This window comes from Mesorhizobium sp. WSM4849 (assembly GCF_055811385.1).
Genome location: NZ_JBVVPW010000057.1, coordinates 1 through 19,105, shown reverse-complemented (window position 1 = coordinate 19,105; position 19,105 = coordinate 1). Strand labels below are relative to the sequence as shown.

General features: G+C 64.1%; 15 protein-coding genes. 11 read left to right on the top strand and 4 right to left on the bottom strand.

Features of this window, described 5'->3' with window-relative positions; genetic code table 11:
• Positions 1-318: 318 nt before the first annotated feature.
• From mnmG to AC0L3L_RS34825, 4 genes are read left to right on the top strand one after another with little or no spacing between them, the layout of a single operon-like run.
• Positions 319-2,193: a tRNA uridine-5-carboxymethylaminomethyl(34) synthesis enzyme MnmG gene (gene mnmG, locus AC0L3L_RS34840; protein WP_473641800.1), complete on the top strand. Its 1,875-nt coding sequence runs from the start codon at positions 319-321 to the stop codon at positions 2,191-2,193.
• Positions 2,190-2,825: a 16S rRNA (guanine(527)-N(7))-methyltransferase RsmG gene (rsmG, locus tag AC0L3L_RS34835; RefSeq protein WP_473485806.1), complete on the top strand. Its 636-nt coding sequence runs from the start codon at positions 2,190-2,192 to the stop codon at positions 2,823-2,825. Before mnmG ends, rsmG begins: the two co-directional genes overlap by 4 nt.
• Positions 2,826-2,861: 36 nt before the next feature.
• The gene (locus tag AC0L3L_RS34830) at positions 2,862-3,662 is read left to right on the top strand and encodes a ParA family protein (RefSeq protein WP_123148722.1); all 801 of its coding nucleotides are present in this window, start codon (positions 2,862-2,864) and stop codon (positions 3,660-3,662) included.
• A 35-nt stretch (positions 3,663-3,697) separates the two neighbouring features.
• Positions 3,698-4,582 carry a ParB/RepB/Spo0J family partition protein gene (locus AC0L3L_RS34825; protein WP_473485828.1) on the top strand — a complete coding sequence of 295 codons (885 nt, stop codon included), beginning with the start codon at positions 3,698-3,700 and terminating at the stop codon, positions 4,580-4,582.
• A gap of 529 nt (positions 4,583-5,111) precedes the next feature.
• Here the strand turns inward: AC0L3L_RS34825 and holA are convergent.
• Positions 5,112-6,164, bottom strand: coding sequence for a DNA polymerase III subunit delta (gene holA / locus AC0L3L_RS34820; protein WP_473641798.1), 1,053 nt, complete (start codon positions 6,162-6,164; stop codon positions 5,112-5,114).
• Positions 6,165-6,595: 431 nt separating this feature from the next.
• Here holA and AC0L3L_RS34815 point away from each other — a divergent pair, with 431 nt between their 5' ends.
• The 4 genes from AC0L3L_RS34815 (at position 6,596) to lpdA (ending at position 11,816) form a co-directional block, all read left to right on the top strand.
• Positions 6,596-7,828 carry a thiamine pyrophosphate-dependent enzyme gene (locus tag AC0L3L_RS34815; protein ID WP_473485808.1) on the top strand — a complete coding sequence of 411 codons (1,233 nt, stop codon included), beginning with the start codon at positions 6,596-6,598 and terminating at the stop codon, positions 7,826-7,828.
• A 2-nt stretch (positions 7,829-7,830) separates the two neighbouring features.
• On the top strand, positions 7,831-8,844 hold the full coding sequence (locus tag AC0L3L_RS34810) for an alpha-ketoacid dehydrogenase subunit beta (protein ID WP_473485809.1): 1,014 nt from the start codon (positions 7,831-7,833) through the stop codon (positions 8,842-8,844).
• Positions 8,845-8,849: 5 nt separating this feature from the next.
• Positions 8,850-10,238, top strand: coding sequence for a dihydrolipoamide acetyltransferase family protein (locus AC0L3L_RS34805; protein ID WP_473641796.1), 1,389 nt, complete (start codon positions 8,850-8,852; stop codon positions 10,236-10,238).
• 180 nt (positions 10,239-10,418) lie between these two features.
• Positions 10,419-11,816 carry a dihydrolipoyl dehydrogenase gene (gene lpdA, locus AC0L3L_RS34800; RefSeq protein ID WP_123148726.1) on the top strand — a complete coding sequence of 466 codons (1,398 nt, stop codon included), beginning with the start codon at positions 10,419-10,421 and terminating at the stop codon, positions 11,814-11,816.
• Positions 11,817-11,949: 133 nt separating this feature from the next.
• Here the strand turns inward: lpdA and AC0L3L_RS34795 are convergent, their stop codons facing one another.
• Positions 11,950-13,053, bottom strand: coding sequence for a saccharopine dehydrogenase family protein (locus tag AC0L3L_RS34795; protein ID WP_473641794.1), 1,104 nt, complete (start codon positions 13,051-13,053; stop codon positions 11,950-11,952).
• A gap of 125 nt (positions 13,054-13,178) precedes the next feature.
• Between AC0L3L_RS34795 and AC0L3L_RS34790 the strand changes: the two genes are divergently transcribed.
• The 3 genes from AC0L3L_RS34790 to AC0L3L_RS34780 all read left to right on the top strand — a co-directional run bounded on the left by AC0L3L_RS34790 (position 13,179) and on the right by AC0L3L_RS34780 (position 15,609).
• Positions 13,179-13,607, top strand: coding sequence for an Lrp/AsnC family transcriptional regulator (locus AC0L3L_RS34790; protein ID WP_473641792.1), 429 nt, complete (start codon positions 13,179-13,181; stop codon positions 13,605-13,607).
• 354 nt (positions 13,608-13,961) lie between these two features.
• Positions 13,962-14,351, top strand: coding sequence for a RidA family protein (locus tag AC0L3L_RS34785; protein WP_473485812.1), 390 nt, complete (start codon positions 13,962-13,964; stop codon positions 14,349-14,351).
• Positions 14,352-14,379: 28 nt separating this feature from the next.
• A complete protein-coding gene (locus AC0L3L_RS34780; RefSeq protein ID WP_473641790.1) occupies positions 14,380-15,609 on the top strand; it encodes an amidohydrolase/deacetylase family metallohydrolase in 1,230 nt (409 codons plus the stop codon).
• A gap of 178 nt (positions 15,610-15,787) precedes the next feature.
• Here the strand turns inward: AC0L3L_RS34780 and AC0L3L_RS34775 are convergent, their stop codons facing one another.
• Complete coding sequence (locus tag AC0L3L_RS34775; RefSeq protein WP_473485814.1) at positions 15,788-17,566, bottom strand: NAD(P)-binding domain-containing protein; 1,779 nt, start codon at positions 17,564-17,566, stop codon at positions 15,788-15,790.
• A gap of 179 nt (positions 17,567-17,745) precedes the next feature.
• Entirely contained in the window at positions 17,746-18,690 is a 945-nt protein-coding gene (locus AC0L3L_RS34770) for a MurR/RpiR family transcriptional regulator (protein ID WP_473486002.1), read from the bottom strand.
• Positions 18,691-19,105 lie beyond the last annotated feature (415 nt).

Here is a 19,105-nt window from a genome sequence, read left to right as displayed (position 1 = left end):
CTCGGGCCGGATGGCCATCCGACCCGAGGCACAGTCGCTTCCATCGCACAAAAAACCTTCCGTGCAGATACAAGGGGTGTTCCAGCTTGGCAAAGACGGCAGTCCGGCCAGCACCCCTCAACCGTCTTGGCGCTGCGCGCCAATCCACCTTCTCCCACAAGGGGAGAAGGCAAGAGGGGGCGGCGCCGACTTTGGCCGTCTCAGCATGGGGTTTGTCCCAGCTACATATCCGAAGAGATTACCCGCCAATCGACGGTGTTCTTGACAGCGCGTGCCTCCGGGCACATGTGTCGGTCCACTTGAATTCGGGATTCTAAAATGACCGATCATTATGATGTGGTTGTGGTGGGTGGCGGCCATGCTGGTTGCGAGGCGGCCAGCGCGGCCGCGCGCGCTGGCGCGAGGACGGCGCTGGTGACGCTGCGCTTCGAGACGATCGGCGTCATGTCGTGCAATCCGGCGATCGGCGGGCTTGGCAAGGGGCATCTGGTTCGCGAGATCGACGCTATGGACGGGCTGATGGGGCGCGTCGCCGATGCGGCCGGCATCCAGTTCCGTTTGCTCAACCGCCGCAAGGGCCCGGCAGTTCGCGGGCCGCGGACGCAAGCGGACAGAAAACTCTATCGGCTCGCCATGCAGGCGGCGATTCGCGAGCAGGCCGGTCTCGACGTGGTCGAGGGCGAGGTTCTGGATTTCGAAATCGACAATGGACGCATAGCGGCCGTGCTGCTGGCGGATGGTCGCAGACTTGCTTGCTGCGCCGTGGTGCTGACGACCGGCACCTTTCTGCGCGGGCTGATCCATATCGGCGAGAAGAAGATCGTTGCCGGCCGCATGAACGAGCAGGCCAGCATCGGCCTGTCGGCCACGATGAGCCGCGCCGGCTTCAAGCTTGGGCGGCTGAAGACCGGCACGCCGCCACGGTTGGACGGGCGGACGATCGATTGGGCGTCGCTGGAGAGTCAGGCGGCCGATGACAATCCCGTGCCGTTTTCGCTGATGACCGACCGCATCGACAACCCGCAGATCCATTGCGGCATCACGCGAACGACCGCGGCGACGCATGAGCTGATTCGCGCCAATCTGAGCCGTTCCGCAATGTATTCCGGCTCTATCGAAGGCGTTGGGCCGCGTTACTGCCCGTCGATCGAGGACAAGATCGTCAAGTTCGGCGACCGCGAAGGCCACCAGATTTTCCTTGAGCCGGAAGGGCTGGACGACGACACCGTCTACCCGAACGGCATTTCGACTTCGCTGCCGGAGGACGTACAGCTCGACATTCTAAAAACCATTCCTGGCCTTGAGCGTGTCACCATGCTGCAGCCGGGTTACGCCATCGAATATGACCATGTCGATCCGCGCGAGCTCAAGCCGACGCTGGAAACCAAGCGAATCTCCGGTCTTTTTCTGGCAGGGCAGATCAACGGCACCACTGGTTACGAGGAGGCCGGCGCGCAAGGGCTGCTGGCCGGCCTCAACGCCGCGCGGCAGGCTCCGGCGAGCGACCAGATCGTGCTCAGTCGCACCGAGGCCTATATCGGCGTCATGGTCGACGACCTGACCAGCCGCGGCATCGCCGAACCTTACCGGATGTTCACCTCGCGGGCCGAGTTCCGGCTGTCGCTGCGGGCCGACAACGCCGATGAGCGGCTCACGCCGCTGGCGATGAAGTTCGGGATTGCCTCGCAGGAGCGGATGCAACGGTTTAGCGACGTCGTGCAGGACCTTGAAAAGGCGAGGGACCTTGCGCTTGGCACGACCATGACCCCCAACAAAGCGGCGCGCCATGGGCTCGAGATCAACAGGGACGGTGTGCGCCGCTCCGCCTATGAGTTGCTGGCCTATCCCGGCGTCGATGTCGGTTGGCTGGCCCGAATCGCTCCGCAGTTTGCAGCAATCGACGCCAAGACGGCCGAGCGCCTCGAAACGGAAGCGAGATATTCGGTCTATCTCGATCGCCAGCAAGCTGACGTCACGCAGATCAGGCATGAGGAGAGCCGGCTGATCCCGGATTCACTCGATTTCGCCTCTGTTCCAGGCCTTTCCAATGAGCTGAAGCAGAAGATGCTGGCGCGTCAGCCGCGCTCGATCGCCGATGCGCAGCGTATGGAAGGCATGACGCCGGCTGCACTGGCCATCATTGTCGCGCATGTCCGCAACGCCGAGGCTGCTGCACGAAGGAATGTTGCGTGAGCGCTGCCTCATGGGCGAGCCTGCAAGAGGCTGCCGGTCCAGTTTCACGTGAAACATTCGAACGCCTGGTAGAGTTCGAGACGGTCTTTCAGAAATGGAACCGCCGGATAAACCTGGCGGCGCAGTCGACGCAGGACGATGTCTGGCGCCGCCACATCCTCGACAGCGCGCAGCTGGCGCGAATCAAACCAGAGGCGAAGCGCTGGATCGATCTCGGCTCTGGCGGCGGTTTTCCCGGCCTTGTGCTTGCGTTCCTGCTCGCCGAGCGCGACGGCGCCAGCATCGATCTGGTTGAAAGCAATCGGAAAAAAGCATCGTTCCTGCAAGCGGTCGTCGGCCAATTCAACCTGCCCGCCAGGGTCGTCGCGCGTCGCATCGACGACGCCTATCCGTTTGTTTCAACACCTCAAATCGTCACTGCCAGAGCGCTGGCGTCGCTACCGGTCTTGCTCAAACTGTCGGCGCCGTGGCTGACGGCCGGCGCGCGCGGTCTGTTCCACAAAGGCCGGGATTACCGTGCCGAACTGGCAGAAAGCGCTCAACGATGGTCGTTCGATCTGGTAGAACATGCCAGCGCGACCGACGCTCATGGCGTCATCCTCGAACTGTCTGATTTGCGCCAACTGACTTAGATCGGCGACCTCGGAATGAATTTCTGGCATAGACCCATGATGAAGAATGGCCCCCGAATCATCACCGTAGCCAACCAGAAGGGCGGCGTCGGCAAGACGACGACGGCCATCAATCTGGCCACGGCGCTGGCCGCGATCGGCGAGCGGGTGCTGATCGTCGATCTTGATCCGCAAGGCAATGCCAGCACCGGCCTCGGCATCGACCGGCGCGACCGCACCGTTTCCTCCTATGACGTGCTGACTGGCGAGCTCGATCTGGAGGCGGCGGCGATCCCGACGGCGGTGCCGGGCCTGTCGATCGTGCCGTCGACGCTCGACCTGCTCGGCATCGAAATGGAGATCGCGTCGGCGCCGGACCGGGTGCTGCGGCTGCGCAACGCCTTACGCGCCTCGGCTGATCGATCGGCCAATTTTGGCTATGTGCTGATCGATTGTCCGCCGTCGCTCAATCTTCTGACGCTGAACTCGATGGCGGCGGCCGATTCGGTGCTGGTGCCGCTGCAATGCGAGTTCTTCGCGCTCGAAGGCTTGAGCCAACTGCTGGAGACGGTCGAGCAGGTTCGCCGCTCGATCAATCCCGAGCTGACGATCCAGGGCATCGTGCTAACCATGTTCGACGGGCGCAACAATCTCGCCAACCAGGTGGTGCAGGACGTGCGGGCGCATATGGGCGACAAGGTCTATGAAACCGTGATCCCGCGCAATGTGCGTGTCTCCGAGGCGCCGTCCTACGGCAAGCCGGCGATCCTCTACGACCTCAAATGCTCCGGCAGCCAGGCCTATCTGCAGCTTGCCTCCGAGGTGATCCGCCGCGAGCGCAAACTGCGCGCCGCCTAGAAGCCGATTCGATACCGAAACGATCTGGACAGATGATGAGTGAAGACCTTTCGAGAAAAAGACTGGGGCGGGGACTGGCGGCGCTGATCGGCGAAATCGATCGGCCGGCAGCGCCGGAAAAGCAGGGCATGAATGCCGACGGCAAGGTGCCGATCGAGTTCCTGAGCCCGAACCCAAAGAATCCGCGCCGGCATTTTGGCGACGCCGACCTGACCGATCTTGCCCAGTCGATCCGTGAACATGGCGTGGTGCAGCCGGTGGTGGCACGGCCATCGCCGACGCAAGCTGGCCGCTACGAGATCATCGCCGGCGAGCGGCGCTGGCGCGCGGCGCAGCGCGCCGGGCTGACCGAGATCCCGATCATCGTGCGCGATGTCAACGATCGCACCGCGCTCGAACTGGCGATCATCGAAAACGTCCAGCGCACCGACCTCAACCCGGTCGAGGAGGCGATGGGCTACCAGCAGCTGATCGACGATCACGGCTACACCCAGGCCGATCTCGGCCAGGTGATCGGCAAGAGCCGCAGCCACGTCGCCAACACGCTCAGGCTGCTGAAGCTGCCGGACGTGATTCGCGACATGCTGGTCGATGGCGCGCTGTCGGCCGGCCACGCCCGCACATTGGTGACGGCGCAGGATCCGGCGGGCCTGGCCAAGCGGATCGTCGAGGACGGGCTTTCGGTGCGCCAGGCCGAAGCGCTGGCGCAGATGCCGACCGGCGCTCCAACGGTAAAGCGACAGCCTGCAGCACCGGCACAGAAGGATGCCGATACGTTGGCGCTGGAAAAGCTGATGACCGGCACGATCGGCATGATCGTCACGATCGAGCACAAGGAGCGCGGCGGCGTGATCAGCGTCGCTTACCGGACTCTGGAGCAGCTCGATGAGCTTTGCCGGCGGTTGAAGCAGGAGCGGTGATTAGCCGGCAATGGCCTCGGGGTCTGCTTGTTTTAGGCGAGGATAGGCGACCTCATAGCCTACCTGCTCCAGCGTTTCCGCCGCCCCTCACCTGCCTGCCGGCATCCTCTCCCCGTATAGCGACGGGAGAGGGGGCTGTCATCGAGGGTTTCGCCAATCACCAACGTTGCAGAAAAGGTGCCGAGGCTGCGGTCAGCCTCTTTCTCCCCGTTTACGGGGAGAAATGCCCAGCAGGGCAATGAGGGGCGGCGCAAGCATCGACAACTGCTAGCCTCCAAATTGGAGTTTTGTCTGGGCTGGACGCTCTCACTGAAGATTAATGACTATTGTGGCGGCAATCGCGAAGATGGCGAAGCCCACGAGTATCAGTTTGAATATAATAACGAAGTAGCCTGAGATACTGACGAGAAACTCATCCCTTCGTTTGAGTTCTTCGGAATCAGTAGTCGGATTAAGATCGCCATAACGAAATGCGAGCTTGATTCGCTCTGACAGATTGAGCTTTGGTTTCTTCTTTTCCACGAGGCCCCTACAAGCCGTTACCTCGGAGCAGCCGGGCGCTTTCCACAGCAATGCCGAGCAGCGCCTGCCGTGCCAGCGCGACCGAGAGGTCCGGCCGGCGCCGCGTCTGCAGGACCGCCGTCTGCAGCCTGGTCAAAGCGCGGCCAAGCGCATCGCTGTTCCAGCGTTCGAGGGCTTTCTCCACCAACTTGCGCCGCGAGAAAAAAACCGGCGGGCGCGCCGCGGCAACGACCGCCGCGGCGTTGCGGCCGCCGGTGTCCATCAAGCCGCGCATCGCCTGGATCGCCTGCAGCTGCCGCATCGCCGAGGAAAGCACCAGAAAAGCCTGGCCGCCGGACTGGCAGTGGCGGGTGAAGGCCATGTCGAAATCGCCGACCTTGCCTTCGAGCACGGCATCGACGGCGTCGTCGAAGGACAGACCGGAGACGTCGCCCGATGTCGCCTTGACGTCGTCGAGGCCGATTTCGGCCTGACCGTGGGCATAAAGCACCAGCTTTTCGATCTCGCCGCGGGAGGCCAGCCGGTCACCACCGAGGTTACGGCGCAGCGCCTGACGGGCCTCCAGCGTCATCGACATGCCGGCCTTGCGCAATTCGTCGTCGATGACCGCATCGATGTCCCGGGCCTCGTCGGCGTAGCACGGCAAGGCCATGGCAATGTCTGCCGCCTCGACGATGGAACGCAACCCGACGCCTTTCTTCAGGTCGCCGGCCTCGATCAGGATGATGGCGTCACGCGGCGGCTCTGATGTCAGCGCCTTGACGTCATCGGCAAGCGCCTTCTGGCCCGAGGCATTGCGCACCCAGAGCAGGCGCCGGTCCGAAAACATCGGCACGGTGCGCGCCTCGTCGAGCAGGCGGCCCTCGTCGTGGTCGACTTCCGAACCGTCCAGCCTGACCACCGAGAACGGATCGTCGAGCGGCAGTCCGGTTTTGCCGGCAAAGGCCTTCGCCCGCTCGGCGACGAGCCCGCGATCGGGCCCGTAAAGCAGGACGATCGAGATGCGCGGGTCCGGCCGCGCCAACCACGAATCGACTTCGTAACCTTTCTTCTGTGCCATGGGTTCTGGTTAGCATGATGCGGGTGCGGGGTGAACGGCGCACCCCTCCTTTCCTTCTCCCCCTTGTGGGAGAAGGTGGATTGGCGCGTAGCGCCAAGACGGTTGAGGGGTGCTGGACGGAGTGCCGTCCTTGCCAAGCTGGAACACCCTCATCCGTCGCCTTCGGCGACACCTTCTCCCACAAGGGGAGAAGGAAAGGGGCGCCGCGCGAGGCCTCAATCCGACGCATTGTCTTATCTGGCGGGAAACCCGGCGCAATCATGCGCCAAATTGCGCATGGCGGCGGAAGATCGACAAGAAATTTCGCCGACATATCTTCATCTTGGCAAGTGCTGGCTGGCGCGTCGCTGGCCTGAAGCCCTGCCCGACGAATTGGCACTGGTCTGGCGGTGTGCAAATATCGCGCCGGGCAACATGGGAGGACGAAGGTCATGGCCGAAACAGGAATGTTGCGCTTCCATGTGCCGGAACCCGAGGTGCGGCCGGGCGGGACGCCGGATTTCTCTGATGTGACCATCCCCAAGGCCGGCTCGGTGCCGCGCCCGGAGATCGACGTCGATCCGCGCACCATCCGCGACATGGCGTTCTCGATCATCCGCGTGCTGAACCGCGCCGGCGAAGCCGTCGGTCCGTGGGCCGGCCTGCTTTCCGACGACGAGTTGCTGGAAGGGCTGCGCCATATGATGAAGCTGCGCAGCTTCGACGCGCGCATGCAGATGGCGCAGCGCCAGGGCAAGACCTCTTTCTACATGCAGCATCTCGGCGAAGAGGCGGTGAGTTGCGCCTTCCGCAAGGCGCTGGCGTCGGGCGACATGAACTTTCCGACCTATCGGCAGGCCGGGCTGCTCATCGCCGACGGCTATCCGATGGTCACAATGATGAACCAGATCTATTCGAACGAGGCCGATCCGCTGAAGGGGCGGCAGCTGCCGATCATGTATTCGTCGAAGGAGCACGGCTTCTTCTCGATCTCCGGAAATCTGGCAACGCAATATATCCAAGCGGTCGGCTGGGCGATGGCTTCGGCGATCAGCAATGATTCGAAGATCGCCGCCGCCTGGATCGGCGATGGTTCGACGGCCGAGTCCGATTTCCATTCGGCGCTGGTGTTCGCCTCGACCTACAAGGCGCCGGTCGTGCTCAATGTCGTCAACAACCAGTGGGCGATCTCGACTTTTCAGGGCATCGCCCGGGGCGGCTCCGGCACTTTCGCCGCCCGCGGTCTTGGTTTCGGCATTCCCTCGCTGCGGGTCGACGGCAACGATTATCTGGCCGTCCATGCCGTGGCTAAATGGGCGGCCGAGCGCGCGCGGAAAAATCTCGGGCCGACGCTGATCGAATATGTCACCTACCGCGTCGGCGCGCATTCGAGCTCGGACGATCCGTCGGCCTACCGGCCGAAGGCCGAGTCCGACGCATGGCCGCTCGGCGACCCGATCGTCAGGCTGAAAAACCACCTCATCCAGCGCGGCGTCTGGTCGGACGAACGCCACACTCAGGCCGAGGCGGAAATCCTCGAAACGGTGATCGCAGCGCAAAGGGAGGCCGAGCGCCACGGCACGCTGCATGCCGGCGGCAAGCCCTCGGCGCGCGACATGTTCGAGGGAGTCTATGCCGAGATGCCGCCGCATCTCAGGCGCCAACGCCAGCAGGCAGGGGTCTGACCATGCCAAGGCGGACCATGATCGAAGCGATCCGCGACGCCATGGACGTGTCGATGGCGCGCGACGAACGCGTCATCGTGTTCGGCGAGGATGTCGGCTTCTTCGGCGGCGTCTTCCGCTGCACACAGGGCCTGCAGGCGAAATACGGCAAGAGCCGCTGCTTCGATGCGCCGATCAGCGAATCCGGCATTGTCGGCTCGGCCATCGGCATGGCCGCCTACGGCCTGAAACCTTGCGTCGAGGTGCAGTTTGCCGACTATGTTTATCCGGCCTATGACCAGATCGTCTCGGAGGCGGCGCGGCTGCGCTACCGCTCGAACGGCGATTTCACCTGCCCGATCGTGGTCAGGATGCCGACCGGCGGCGGCATTTTTGGCGGCCAGACCCACAGCCAGAGCCCGGAGGCTCTATTCACGCATGTCTCCGGCCTGAAGGTCGTCGTGCCGTCCAACCCGAACGACGCCAAGGGCCTTTTGATCGCGGCGATAGAGGATCCCGACCCGGTGATCTTCCTGGAGCCGAAGCGGCTCTACAACGGTCCGTTCGACGGCCATCACGAGCGCCCGGTGACGCCGTGGTCGAAGCATGAGCTCGGGGAGGTCGCGGACGGGCATTACACGGTCCCGCTCGGCAAGGCGGTGATCCGCCGGCCGGGTGCCGATGTCACCGTGCTTGCCTATGGCACGATGGTCTATGTCGCGCAGGCGGCGGCCGAGGAGACCGGCATCGACGCCGAGATCGTCGATCTGAGGACGCTGCTGCCGCTCGATCTCGAGACGATCGTCGGCTCGGTGAAAAAGACGGGCCGCTGCGTGGTCGTGCACGAGGCGACGCTGACATCCGGGTTCGGTGCCGAACTTTCGGCGCTGGTACAGGAGAACTGCTTCTATCATCTGGAAGCGCCGGTGGCGCGGGTCGCCGGCTGGGACACGCCCTATCCGCATGCGCAGGAGTGGGACTATTTTCCCGGTCCGGCCAGGCTCGGCCGAGCGCTCGTTGAAACGATGGAGGCCTGACGACGATGGGCGAATATGTGATCAAGCTGCCCGATGTCGGCGAAGGCGTCGCCGAGGCCGAGCTCGTCGAATGGCAGGTCAAGGTCGGCGATCTCGTGCGCGAGGACGCGGTGCTGGCCGCCGTGATGACCGACAAGGCGACGGTCGAGATTCCCTCGCCGGTCGATGGCGAGATCCTCTGGCTGGGCGCCGAGATCGGCGACACGGTGGCGATCGGTTCGCCCATCGTCAGGTTGAAAGTGGCCGGCGAGGGCAATGTGGGGGAGGGTACGACATCGTTAGAGGGTGAGGCGAAAGCTACCGGCGCTACCCCCACCCCTAGCCCCTCCCCACAAGGGGGAGGGGGACGCGCTTCGGCTCCCAAGGCTGATGCCAAATCTGTCGCGCGCCCGTCCGCAAAAGTCTCCGCGCGTGAGGATGAATCTGCCATGGCGACGGAATCCCCCTGGGGAGGGGCTAGGGGTGGGGGTACTGCGGTCGGTGGTAGTACTGCGCCCGTCGCCGCGCCGCGTCCCGAAGGCGAAAAGCCGCTGGCGTCGCCGGCCATCCGCCTCAGGGCAAAAGAGGCTGGCGTCGACCTTCGGCAGGTAGCGGGCAGCGGCCCGGCCGGACGTGTCCAGCATGAGGACATCGACGCCTTCCTGGCACGCGGACCGCAACTTGCGAAGGTCTCCGGCCTCGCCCGCAACGAGGCCGTCGAAGACATCAAGATCCTCGGGCTCAGGCGAAAGATCGCCGAGAAGATGACGCTGGCCAAGTCTCGCATCCCGCACATCACCTATGTCGAGGAGATCGACGTTACTGCGCTCGAGGATTTGCGCGCGGCGCTCAACAAGGAGAAGCGCAGCGGCGCGGAAAGGCCGAAGCTGACGCTGCTGCCGTTCCTGATGCGGGCGATGGTCAAGGCGATCGCCGACCAGCCCAATATCAACGCGCTGTTCGATGACGAGGGCGGCATCGTCCACCAGCATGGCGGCGTCCATGTCGGCATCGCCGCGCAGACGCCTTCTGGGCTGGTGGTGCCGGTGGTCAAGCACGCCGAGGCGCGCGACATCTGGGACTGCGCCGCCGAGCTCAACCGGCTCGCTGAGGCGGCCAGATCCGGCACTGCGACGCGCGACGAGCTCTCGGGATCGACCATCACCATCACCTCGCTCGGCGCCATGGGCGGCGTGGCGACGACGCCGGTGATCAATCATCCGGAAGTGGCGATCCTCGGCGTCAACAAGATGATGGTGCGGCCGGTATGGGACGGCACCCAATTTATTCCGCGCAAGATGATGAACCTGTCCTCCAGCTTCGACCACCGGGTGATCGACGGCTGGGATGCCGCAGTGTTTATTCAACGGATCAAGACGCTGCTGGAAACCCCGGCGCTGATTTTTGTGGATTGATGAGATGAGAACGGTCGCAAAGGCCCCCTCACCCGGCCTCCGCTTCGCTACGGCCACCCTCTCCCCGAGGGGAGAGGAGGTCTCCAGCGCCGGCGCCAGCCTCTTCTCCCCGGTGGGGAGAAGGTGGCCGCGAAGCGGCCGGATGACGGGGCCTTTCTTCGCCAAAAAGAGCATATCGACATGAAGGAAATATCCTGCAAGCTGCTCGTCATCGGCGCCGGGCCCGGCGGCTATGTCTGTGCCATCCGCGCCGGCCAGCTCGGCATCGATACGGTTATCGTCGAGTTCGGCAAGCCGGGCGGCACCTGCCTCAATGTCGGCTGCATTCCGTCCAAGGCGCTGATCCATGCGGCCGAAGAGTTCGAAAAGGCGTCGCACATGGCCGGCGGCAAGAGCCCGCTTGGCATTTCAGTCGCAACACCATCCATTGATCTCGAAACGACCGTCGCCTGGAAGGACGGCATTGTTAGCCGGCTGAACAGCGGCGTCGCCGGCCTGCTCAAGAGGGCCGGGGTCAAGACCGTGCATGGCTGGGCGAAATTCCGTGACGGCAAGACCGTCGAGGTCGAGACAGAGACCGGTACACAGGTCGTCCGCGCCGAGACGGTGGTGATCGCCACCGGCTCGGCGTCGGTCGAGCTGCCGTCACTGCCGTTCGGTGGGCCGGTGATCTCGTCCACCGAAGCGCTGGGGCTGAGCGAAGTGCCGGAAAGGCTTGCCGTCGTCGGTGGCGGCTATATCGGGCTCGAGCTCGGCATCGCCTTCGCCAAGATGGGCGCCAGGGTGACCGTGGTCGAGGCTTTGCCGCGCGTACTGGCGCAGTATGATGCCGAACTGACCCGGCCGGTGGTGAAACGGCTCACTGAGCTCGGCATCGAGGTGCTCGTGAACGCCAAGGCCAAGGGGTTGTCGACCAAGCGCGATGCGCTGCTGATCGAGACGGCCACCGGCAAGAATGGCAAGATCGCTGCCGACAGGATTCTGGTCACCGTCGGGCGCAAGCCGGTGATCGAAGACTGGGGGCTGGAGCAGATCGACCTCGACATGGCGGGGAAATTCATCCGCATCGACGACCAGTGCCGCACCTCGATGCGCGGCATCTTTGCCATTGGCGACGTCACCGGCGAGCCGATGCTGGCGCACCGGGCGATGGCGCAAGGCGAAATGGTCGCCGAGATCGTCGCCGGCCACAAGCGCAGCTGGGACAAACGCTGCATTCCCGCCATCTGCTTCACCGATCCGGAACTGGTCACCGCAGGCCTGTCGCCGGAGGAGGCAAAGGGGCTCGGCGGTGAGATCAAGGTCGGGCTGTTTCCTTTTGCCGCCAATGGCCGGGCAATGACCAAAATGGGTGAAGATGGATTTGTCCGGGTTGTTGCCCGCGCGGACAACCATCTGGTGCTCGGCATCCAGGCGGTCGGCCAGGGCGTGTCGGAACTGTCGGCGGCGTTCGGCCTGGCGCTGGAGATGGGCGCGCGGCTGGAGGACATCGCCGGCACCATCCATGCACATCCGACACAAGGCGAGGGTTTTCAGGAAGCCGCGCTGAAGGCGCTTGGGCACGCGCTGCATGTTTGAGGGCAGGCCAGAGGGGGTCGGTTCGACTGGATTCGACCTCCCTTGCGACAGATGGAGGTTAGCGCTCTACGCGAGGCGACCCCCTCTGTCGCCTTCGGCGACATCTCCCCCTCGAGGGGGGAGATTACACAGCTCACCCCACCAGCCGGCTAACCATCTCGTGCTGCGCATAGGCGTGGCCGAAGCGGTTGGCAAGGAAGGCATCGAGCGCGATGTCCTCCTGCTTGATGAAACCCTTCGCCGGCAAGGTGCCGTCGGCCAGCATGTCGAGCACCGCGCAGATGGCTGAGCCCGTGGTGATCTGGATGGCGCTACGCACCGTATCGCCGACACGCCTGGCATAGATCTTGTTGGCGTAGGTCTCCTGCAGCAGGCGGCCGTTCTTGCGGCCGCTGACGGTGACGAAGACGATGACCACGTCCTGCAGCGTTGCCGGCAGGGCGCTCTCAAAAATGTCCTTCAGCACGTCGCGGCGGTGGCGCAGGCCGAGATCGTTGAGCAGCGCCTTCATGATCGCGGCGTGGCCAGGGTAGCGGATGGTGCGATAGTTCAGCGTGCGCACCTTGCCCTTCAGCGTTTCGGCCAGAGTGCCGAGCCCTCCGGACGTGTTGAACGCCTCGTAGGTGACGCCGTCGAGCGAGAATTCCTCGCGCTCCTCCAACGGCGGCACTTCGATCAGTTCGCCTTCGACGATCGCCTCGCAAGGCTCGCAATATTCGTTGATGACGCCGTCCGTGCTCCAGGTCAGATTGTAGTTCAGCGCATTCGAGGGGTACTGCGGCAGCGCCCCAACCCGCATGCGCACGCTCTCCAGCGTGTCGAAGCGGCTGGCGAGATCGTTGGCGACGATCGAGATGAAACCCGGCGCCAGCCCGCATTGCGGGATGAAGGCGCTGTTGGCGGAGCGCGCCAGTTGCTTGACGCGTCGGGTCGCGACGACGTCCTCGGTCAGGTCGAGATAATGCACGCCGGCGCTGGCCGCCGCTTCGGCGATGCGCGTGGTCAGATGGAAGGGCGCTGCGCTGAGCACCGCGAACTTGCCGGCCAGGGCCGCTTCGAGCGTTCCGGCGGCTTCGATGTCGAGTTCCAGCGTCTCGACCGTGGCAGGCAATTCGGCTGCGCTGAGCTGTGCGGCCGAGCGGTCGACGAGGGTGACCTGATAGTCGCCCGTGGACGCCAGCATCTCGGCGATGGTCGAGCCGATCTTGCCGGCGCCGACAACTATGATTTTCTTCATGACCGGTTCCCTCGCCTTACATTTGCTCAAGACGATAGAATCGCAGCTTGCCTGTCGAAAGGAAGCGTGGAATTGTTCGAAACGAAGTGTCAGATTGCTCAGTATGCCGATGAGGTTCGTCGAAAGTGCTTAGCAACGCCGAACAGGCCCTGCTCTCCCTGCTGCGCGTGAATGCGCGCGCCTCGACAGCCGAGCTGGCGCGGCGGCTGGGCGTGTCGCGGACAACGGTGCAGAGCCGGATCGAGCGGCTGGAGCAGCGCGGCATGATCACCGGCTATGGCGTCAGGCTTTCGCCGGATTACGAACAGGGACTGGTGCGGGCGCATGTCCTGCTCACCGTCACGCCCAAGCTCGCCGACAAGGTGGTGCGCAGCCTGCAGGCGCTGCCGCCGGTGCGGACGCTGCATTCGGTGAGCGGCAATTTCGACATGATCGTCATCGTCGACGCGCCGTCGATCAGGGATCTCGACACGCTTCTCGACCAGATCGGCGCGATGGACGGGGTCGAGCGGACATCGTCTTCGATCATCCTGTCGACGCGGATTGATCGGTGACTGGCTTGGCGGGAGCATTGGGCCGCTTCCCTCCCAGGGCGAAGCAAAAACTCTTAGGGTCCCTTCCAAATGCTGCTGTCGAGCGGAACCTTTCGGGGCGTCGGCGGGACAGCGCCCCGTCTGTCCTGCCGGACATCTCCCACTTGGGGGGAGATCGGCAGTTTCGGCACTCCGCTCACACCTCCGATGCTCCTGTAATAAAGCAACATGAATTCTAAAAAATGTTGCTTTCCAACACGGCCTGTATGAGAATCGCCGGGAGGCATAGCCTTCCGCCGGGAACGGGCAAACCGGCGCAGCGAAGAGCCCGCGCGGAGCTTCGCGGCGATTGCCGGACAGCACGGCAACGCACCAATGCTTTTTGAAGGAGAACAGACCTTGCCCAAGCAGTGTTTTGGAACATCGCATGTGCCGCTGTCGCCGGCAGTCCGGGCCGGCGATATGGTCTATATCTCGGGCCAGGTGCCGGTTGGCAGCGACGGCGTGGTGGTCATGGGCGGTATCGTAGAACAGACCGAGCAGGTACTTTCGAATGTGCAGGCAGCCCTGGCGCTGGCCGGCTGCACCATGGACGACGTGGTCAAGACGACAGTCTGGCTCGAGGACGCGCGCGACTTCGGCGCCTTCAATGCCGTTTATGCCAGGCATTTTGCAAAGGATCCGCCGGCGCGGACAACCGTCGAGTCGCGGCTGATGATCGACATCAAGATCGAGGTCGAGGCTGTCGCCTACAGACCGGTTTGACGAGAAGACACAACGGAGCCGGACGCCGATGCAATTTGATCTCCTCCTGAAGGGCGGCCGCCTCATCGATCCGGCGTCCGGCCTCGATGCGCAACGCGATCTGGCCATCGCCGGTGGCCGCATCGCCGCGATCGATGCCGACATTCCCTTCGATCGCGCCGCGCGCGTCATCGATGCCACCGGCTCCATCGTCGCGCCCGGCCTCATCGATCTGCACAGCCACGTCTATTGGGGCGGCACCTCGCTCGGCGTCGATGCCGACCGCCTCGCCGCAAAAAGCGGCACCACCACGTTCATAGACGCGGGAAGTGCTGGGGCCGGCAACTTCCTCGGCTTTCGCCGCCATGTCATCGAGCGCTCGAAAGTCCGCATCCTGGCCTATGTCAACATTTCCTTTGCCGGGATTTTCGGCTTCTCGCAGACCGTTTCGGTTGGCGAGTGCAGTGATCTCCGGCTCTGCGAACCGCGCGAGACGGTGGCGGCGGTGCGCGAGCACGCAGACATGATTGTCGGCGTAAAAGTCCGCTCGGGTCGCCATGCCGGCGGCAGCAGCGGCATCGCGCCGGTCGATCTGGCGCTCGAGGCCGCCGACCAGGCCGGCCTGCCGCTGATGGCGCATATCGACGAGCCGCCGCCGGGCCGCTCGGAAGTGCTGCCGCGCCTGCGCAAGGGCGATATTCTCACCCATTGCTTCCGGCCGTTTCCCAACGCGCCGATCTTCGCATCCGGCGCGGTGCGGCCCGACATGCGGCTGGCGCGCGAGCGCGGCGTCATCTTCGATATCGGCCACGGCATGGGCTCGTTCGATTTCGAGGTCGCCAAAGCGATGCTCAAGGAGGGGCTGGCGCCTGATGTGATCAGCAGCGACGTGCATCTCTACTGCGTCGACGGACCGGCCTTCGACATTCTGGTGTGCATGTCGAAACTGCTGGCGCTCGGCATGCCGCTGGTCGAGGTTTTGCGCGCGGCAACACAGCGGCCGGCCGAGGCGATCGCAAGGCCCGAGCTTGGCGCGCTGGCAGTCGGTGCCGTCGGCGACATCGCGGTGCTGCGGCTGCGCCCGGGCAGTTTCACCTTCGTCGATGCGGTCGGCGCCTCGCTGGTCGCCGAGCAGAGGCTGGTCTCGGACGGCATTGTGATTCGCGGCATCTGGTGGCCGAACGAGGCGGCTAACGATTTTGGCGATACCGAACGCTTCGAAGCGCATGCGCACGAGACGCATGTCGATGTTGCTGTCCGGCATTTCGGGCGTGGGTGATCTCCCCCCTTGAGGGCCCTTGAGGGGGAGATGTTCGCCGAAGGCGACAGAGGGGGTCGGTTCGACCGGGCTCGCCTTGCAACGGATGGAGGTTGGCGCTCGACATGCGGCGACCCCCTTTGGCCTGCCCTCTTTGCCAGAACTTGGCATCTCCCCCTCAAGGGGGGAGATCACAGCTTCACCCCGGCGCCCCATAAACCGGCGTCGCAACGCCTTCCATGCGCGCCTTGATCTGCAGCGCGACGAATTTCGAGTAAAAACGCGACAGTGCGAGATTGCCGCCGTGGAACCATAGTGTTTCCTGCGCCGTCGGCTTCCACATGTTGCGCAATTCACCTTGCCATGGGCCTGGGTCGCCTCTGGTGCCCGAGCCGAGCCCCCAGCACGGGCCGACCTTGTCGGCGACCTCGCGCGAGACGATCACCGCCACGGTCTCGTTCATCGACTGATAGCCGGTGCAGGAGATGATCGCGTCGGCCGCCAGTTCGGTGCCGTCGTCGAACAGGATCCCAGTCGGCGTCAGCGACTTGATCTCGACGCCGCTGCGGACGCCGATCTCGCCGTCGATGATCAGATCTGAGGCGCCTACGTCGATGTAGTAGCCCGAGCCGGTGCGGTAGGCCTTCATCAGCAGCCCGGTCTCGTCGTCGCCGAAATCGATGGCGAAGCCGGCGCCGCGCAAGCGGTCGTAGAAGGCCGCGTCGCGCGCCTTGATCACGCCGTAGAGCGTCCGCTGGCTTTGCGGCAGCAGCGCGAACGGCGTCGAGGCGACGATCATGTCGGCCTTCTCGGTGGTGATGCCGCGGGCCAGCGCCTTCTCCGAAAAAATCTCGAAGCCGACCTCCATCAGCGTGTCGGATTTGACCACCGTCGTCGGCGAGCGCTGGATCATGGTCACCTCAGCGCCGCTCTCCCAGAGATCGACGGCGACATCGTGGCCCGAGCTTGCCGCGCCGATGACGGCGACCGCCTTGCCACGGAATTTTTCGCCGCTGGAATACTGGCTGGAATGCAGGATCTCGCCCTGGAACGCCGTGGCGCCCGGTAGGTCGATCTGCCTCGGCGGGCCATAGGCGCCGGTTGCGAAGACGATGTGCCTGGGTTTGAGCGTGATGCGCTCGCCGGCGCGATCGACCTCGACCGTCCAGATTTTTTCGGCTTCGTCGTAGGACGCGCGGACGCATGTCGTGGAGGTCCAGTAATTGAGCTCCATGACGCGCGTGTACATTTCCAACCAGTCGCCCATCTTGTCCTTGGGCGTGAACACCGGCCAGTTTTCCGGAAACGGGATGTAGGGCAGATGGTCGTACCAGACCGGGTCGTGCAGCACGAGCGAGCGATAGCGGTTGCGCCAGGAATCACCGGCTTGAGCGTTCTTCTCGATGACGATGGCCGGCACGCCGAGCTGCCGCAGCCGCGCACCTAGCATGATGCCGCCCTGGCCGCCGCCGATGACCAGGCAGTAGGGCTGCTGGCCGGCGCCGAGATCACGCATCTCGCGCGCCCTCGCCTCTGCCCAAGTCTCGCGGTCCGGATCGGCCTTGTGGCGGACACCCAGCGGCCGCGCCGGCCCCTTGCGCTCCTCAAAACCCTTAAGATCGCTCATCGCCGTGAACAGCGTCCGGCATCGGCCGTCCTGCAGGCGCATGATGCCCCGGCCCCACGCCGATGACGTCTCGAAGGTGAACCAGGCCTCGACGATGCCTTCGTCCGAGCTTGCCTCGCCACTGAGCTGCCAGGCAGTCGGCTTGGTCGTAGCCAGTGTGGCTTCCAGCATGTCGCGGATCGCCGCGCGGCCTTCCATCGTCCTGATGTTCCAGGTGAAGGTCAGCAGGTCGCGCCAGTAGCAATCCTCGACGAACAGGTTGGTCGCGGCTGCTGCGTCGCCCGTCTCGAGCGCGCGGGAGAGGGAGGAAAACCAGGTGGCCGCCTGTTTCGATGGTTCCATGTCGAGCATCTGTTTTTTCTCCTTCAAGTCGCCGCCGCCCGGTCTTCCTTCTCCCCTTGTGGGAGAAGGTGTCGCCGAAGGCGACGGATGAGGGGTATTCCAGCTTGGCGCTACGCGCCAATCCACCGCCCGGGGCGAGTCACGGGCCTCGCCCGCCCTTCACAAGGGGAGAACGAGAGCCGCGCCTCTCAGTCCCCCAGCGGCTCCATCTCTTTGCCCGTCCTGTGGATCTGGGCGTTGTATTTGATGCGGCGGACCGTTTCGCGAGCCGAGCCGTCAAGTTTGTAGGCGGCCGCCACCGCCATCAGGTCGATCGCGGCCAGAAAGGCAAACCGCGAGGCGGTCGGCTTCAGCGTGTCGGGATATTCGGGCACCGCCACCGTCAGCCTGACGTCGCAGGCGCGGGCAAGGTCGGTGTCGGGCGCGGTCACGCCGATCGCGTTGGCGCGGTAGTGCTTGGCCAGTTCGACGGCCTCGATCACTTCGCGGGTGCGTCCGGTCGCCGAAATGGCGATCACCAGATCGCTGGGCTTCAAGGTCGAGGCGGTCATCCGCATCAGATACGGGTCGCACTGGGCGCTGACGGTGATGCCGTAGCGGAACAGCCGGTACTGGGTTTCCTGCGCCAGCGCCGAGGAGCTGCCGCCGAGGCCGAACACCGTAACCTGGCGCGCCTTGGCGATGAGCTCGGCCGCCTTCACCAGCTGTGCCGGATCAAGCTGCCGTTCGGCCTCCTGCAGCGCCCGGCGTGCTTCGCCGAACACGGCATTCCAGAACGGCATGCCGTTGTCGCCGCTGGTGGGCGGCGGCTTGCTCAGATAGAGCGCGCCGACGACGAGGCTCTGCGCCAGCTTCAGCTTGAAATCGCGCACGCCCTCGCAGCCAATGGCCCGGCAGAACCGGGTCACGGTGGGTTCGCTGACCTGGGCGCGCTGGGCAAGTGCTGCGTTGGAAGCGTCGACCGCGAATCTGACATCGTCGAGCACGACATCGGCGACGCGCCGCTCCGCCGGGCGCAATTCACCGTAAGAGTCCTTGACCAGCGAGATGATGTCGGGGATGCGCCTGACATGATCGCGCCCATCGGGTTCGTCGCCCGAGGTCAATCGTACATGGCCTTCAGCTTCGGTCATGAATCTTTCCCCTGCAGTTCGTAGAACTCGACCTCTACCATGTTCGCGCATCGCTTGCCTGCTCGCCTCACGCGGCCGGTTTCCGAAGTATGTAGGAAAGCAACAAGCTTTTCAAGAAATAGAAAAAACTAATTCAAACAACATCGTAACCCTAGTCAGGGCGACCTTGCCGACCAGAGCTTCGGGCGCCACCTGACCGTAAAGTAGGATAGTTACAGACTGTTTTTGCGGACGAAATGATCCACTGGATCACCGCGCAATCCCCTGGGGGCATGAACGTCGGCGACGCCGCCGATCTCTCCCTTGCGGGGGAGATGCCTGGCAAGGCCGAGGGGTGTTGTCCCATAGGCGCTAACTTAGGGCATGAGCGTTATCCTTGCTGCGGCGGATTGGCTTTTTCGTCGCCTCGGTGGAT

Bases quoted from the DNA above. Each gene is read 5' to 3' on its own strand.
- mnmG (WP_473641800.1), top strand. From the start codon at position 319: ATGACCGATCATTATGATGTGGTTGTGGTGGGTGGCGGCCATGCTGGT.
- AC0L3L_RS34830 (WP_123148722.1), top strand. From the start codon at position 2,862: ATGATGAAGAATGGCCCCCGAATCATCACCGTAGCCAACCAGAAGGGC.
- AC0L3L_RS34825 (WP_473485828.1), top strand. From the start codon at position 3,698: ATGAGTGAAGACCTTTCGAGAAAAAGACTGGGGCGGGGACTGGCGGCG.
- holA (WP_473641798.1), bottom strand. From the start codon at position 6,164: ATGGCACAGAAGAAAGGTTACGAAGTCGATTCGTGGTTGGCGCGGCCG.
- AC0L3L_RS34815 (WP_473485808.1), top strand. From the start codon at position 6,596: ATGGCCGAAACAGGAATGTTGCGCTTCCATGTGCCGGAACCCGAGGTG.
- AC0L3L_RS34810 (WP_473485809.1), top strand. From the start codon at position 7,831: ATGCCAAGGCGGACCATGATCGAAGCGATCCGCGACGCCATGGACGTG.
- AC0L3L_RS34805 (WP_473641796.1), top strand. From the start codon at position 8,850: ATGGGCGAATATGTGATCAAGCTGCCCGATGTCGGCGAAGGCGTCGCC.
- lpdA (WP_123148726.1), top strand. From the start codon at position 10,419: ATGAAGGAAATATCCTGCAAGCTGCTCGTCATCGGCGCCGGGCCCGGC.
- AC0L3L_RS34795 (WP_473641794.1), bottom strand. From the start codon at position 13,053: ATGAAGAAAATCATAGTTGTCGGCGCCGGCAAGATCGGCTCGACCATC.
- AC0L3L_RS34785 (WP_473485812.1), top strand. From the start codon at position 13,962: ATGCTTTTTGAAGGAGAACAGACCTTGCCCAAGCAGTGTTTTGGAACA.
- AC0L3L_RS34780 (WP_473641790.1), top strand. From the start codon at position 14,380: ATGCAATTTGATCTCCTCCTGAAGGGCGGCCGCCTCATCGATCCGGCG.
- AC0L3L_RS34775 (WP_473485814.1), bottom strand. From the start codon at position 17,566: ATGCTCGACATGGAACCATCGAAACAGGCGGCCACCTGGTTTTCCTCC.
- AC0L3L_RS34770 (WP_473486002.1), bottom strand. From the start codon at position 18,690: ATGACCGAAGCTGAAGGCCATGTACGATTGACCTCGGGCGACGAACCC.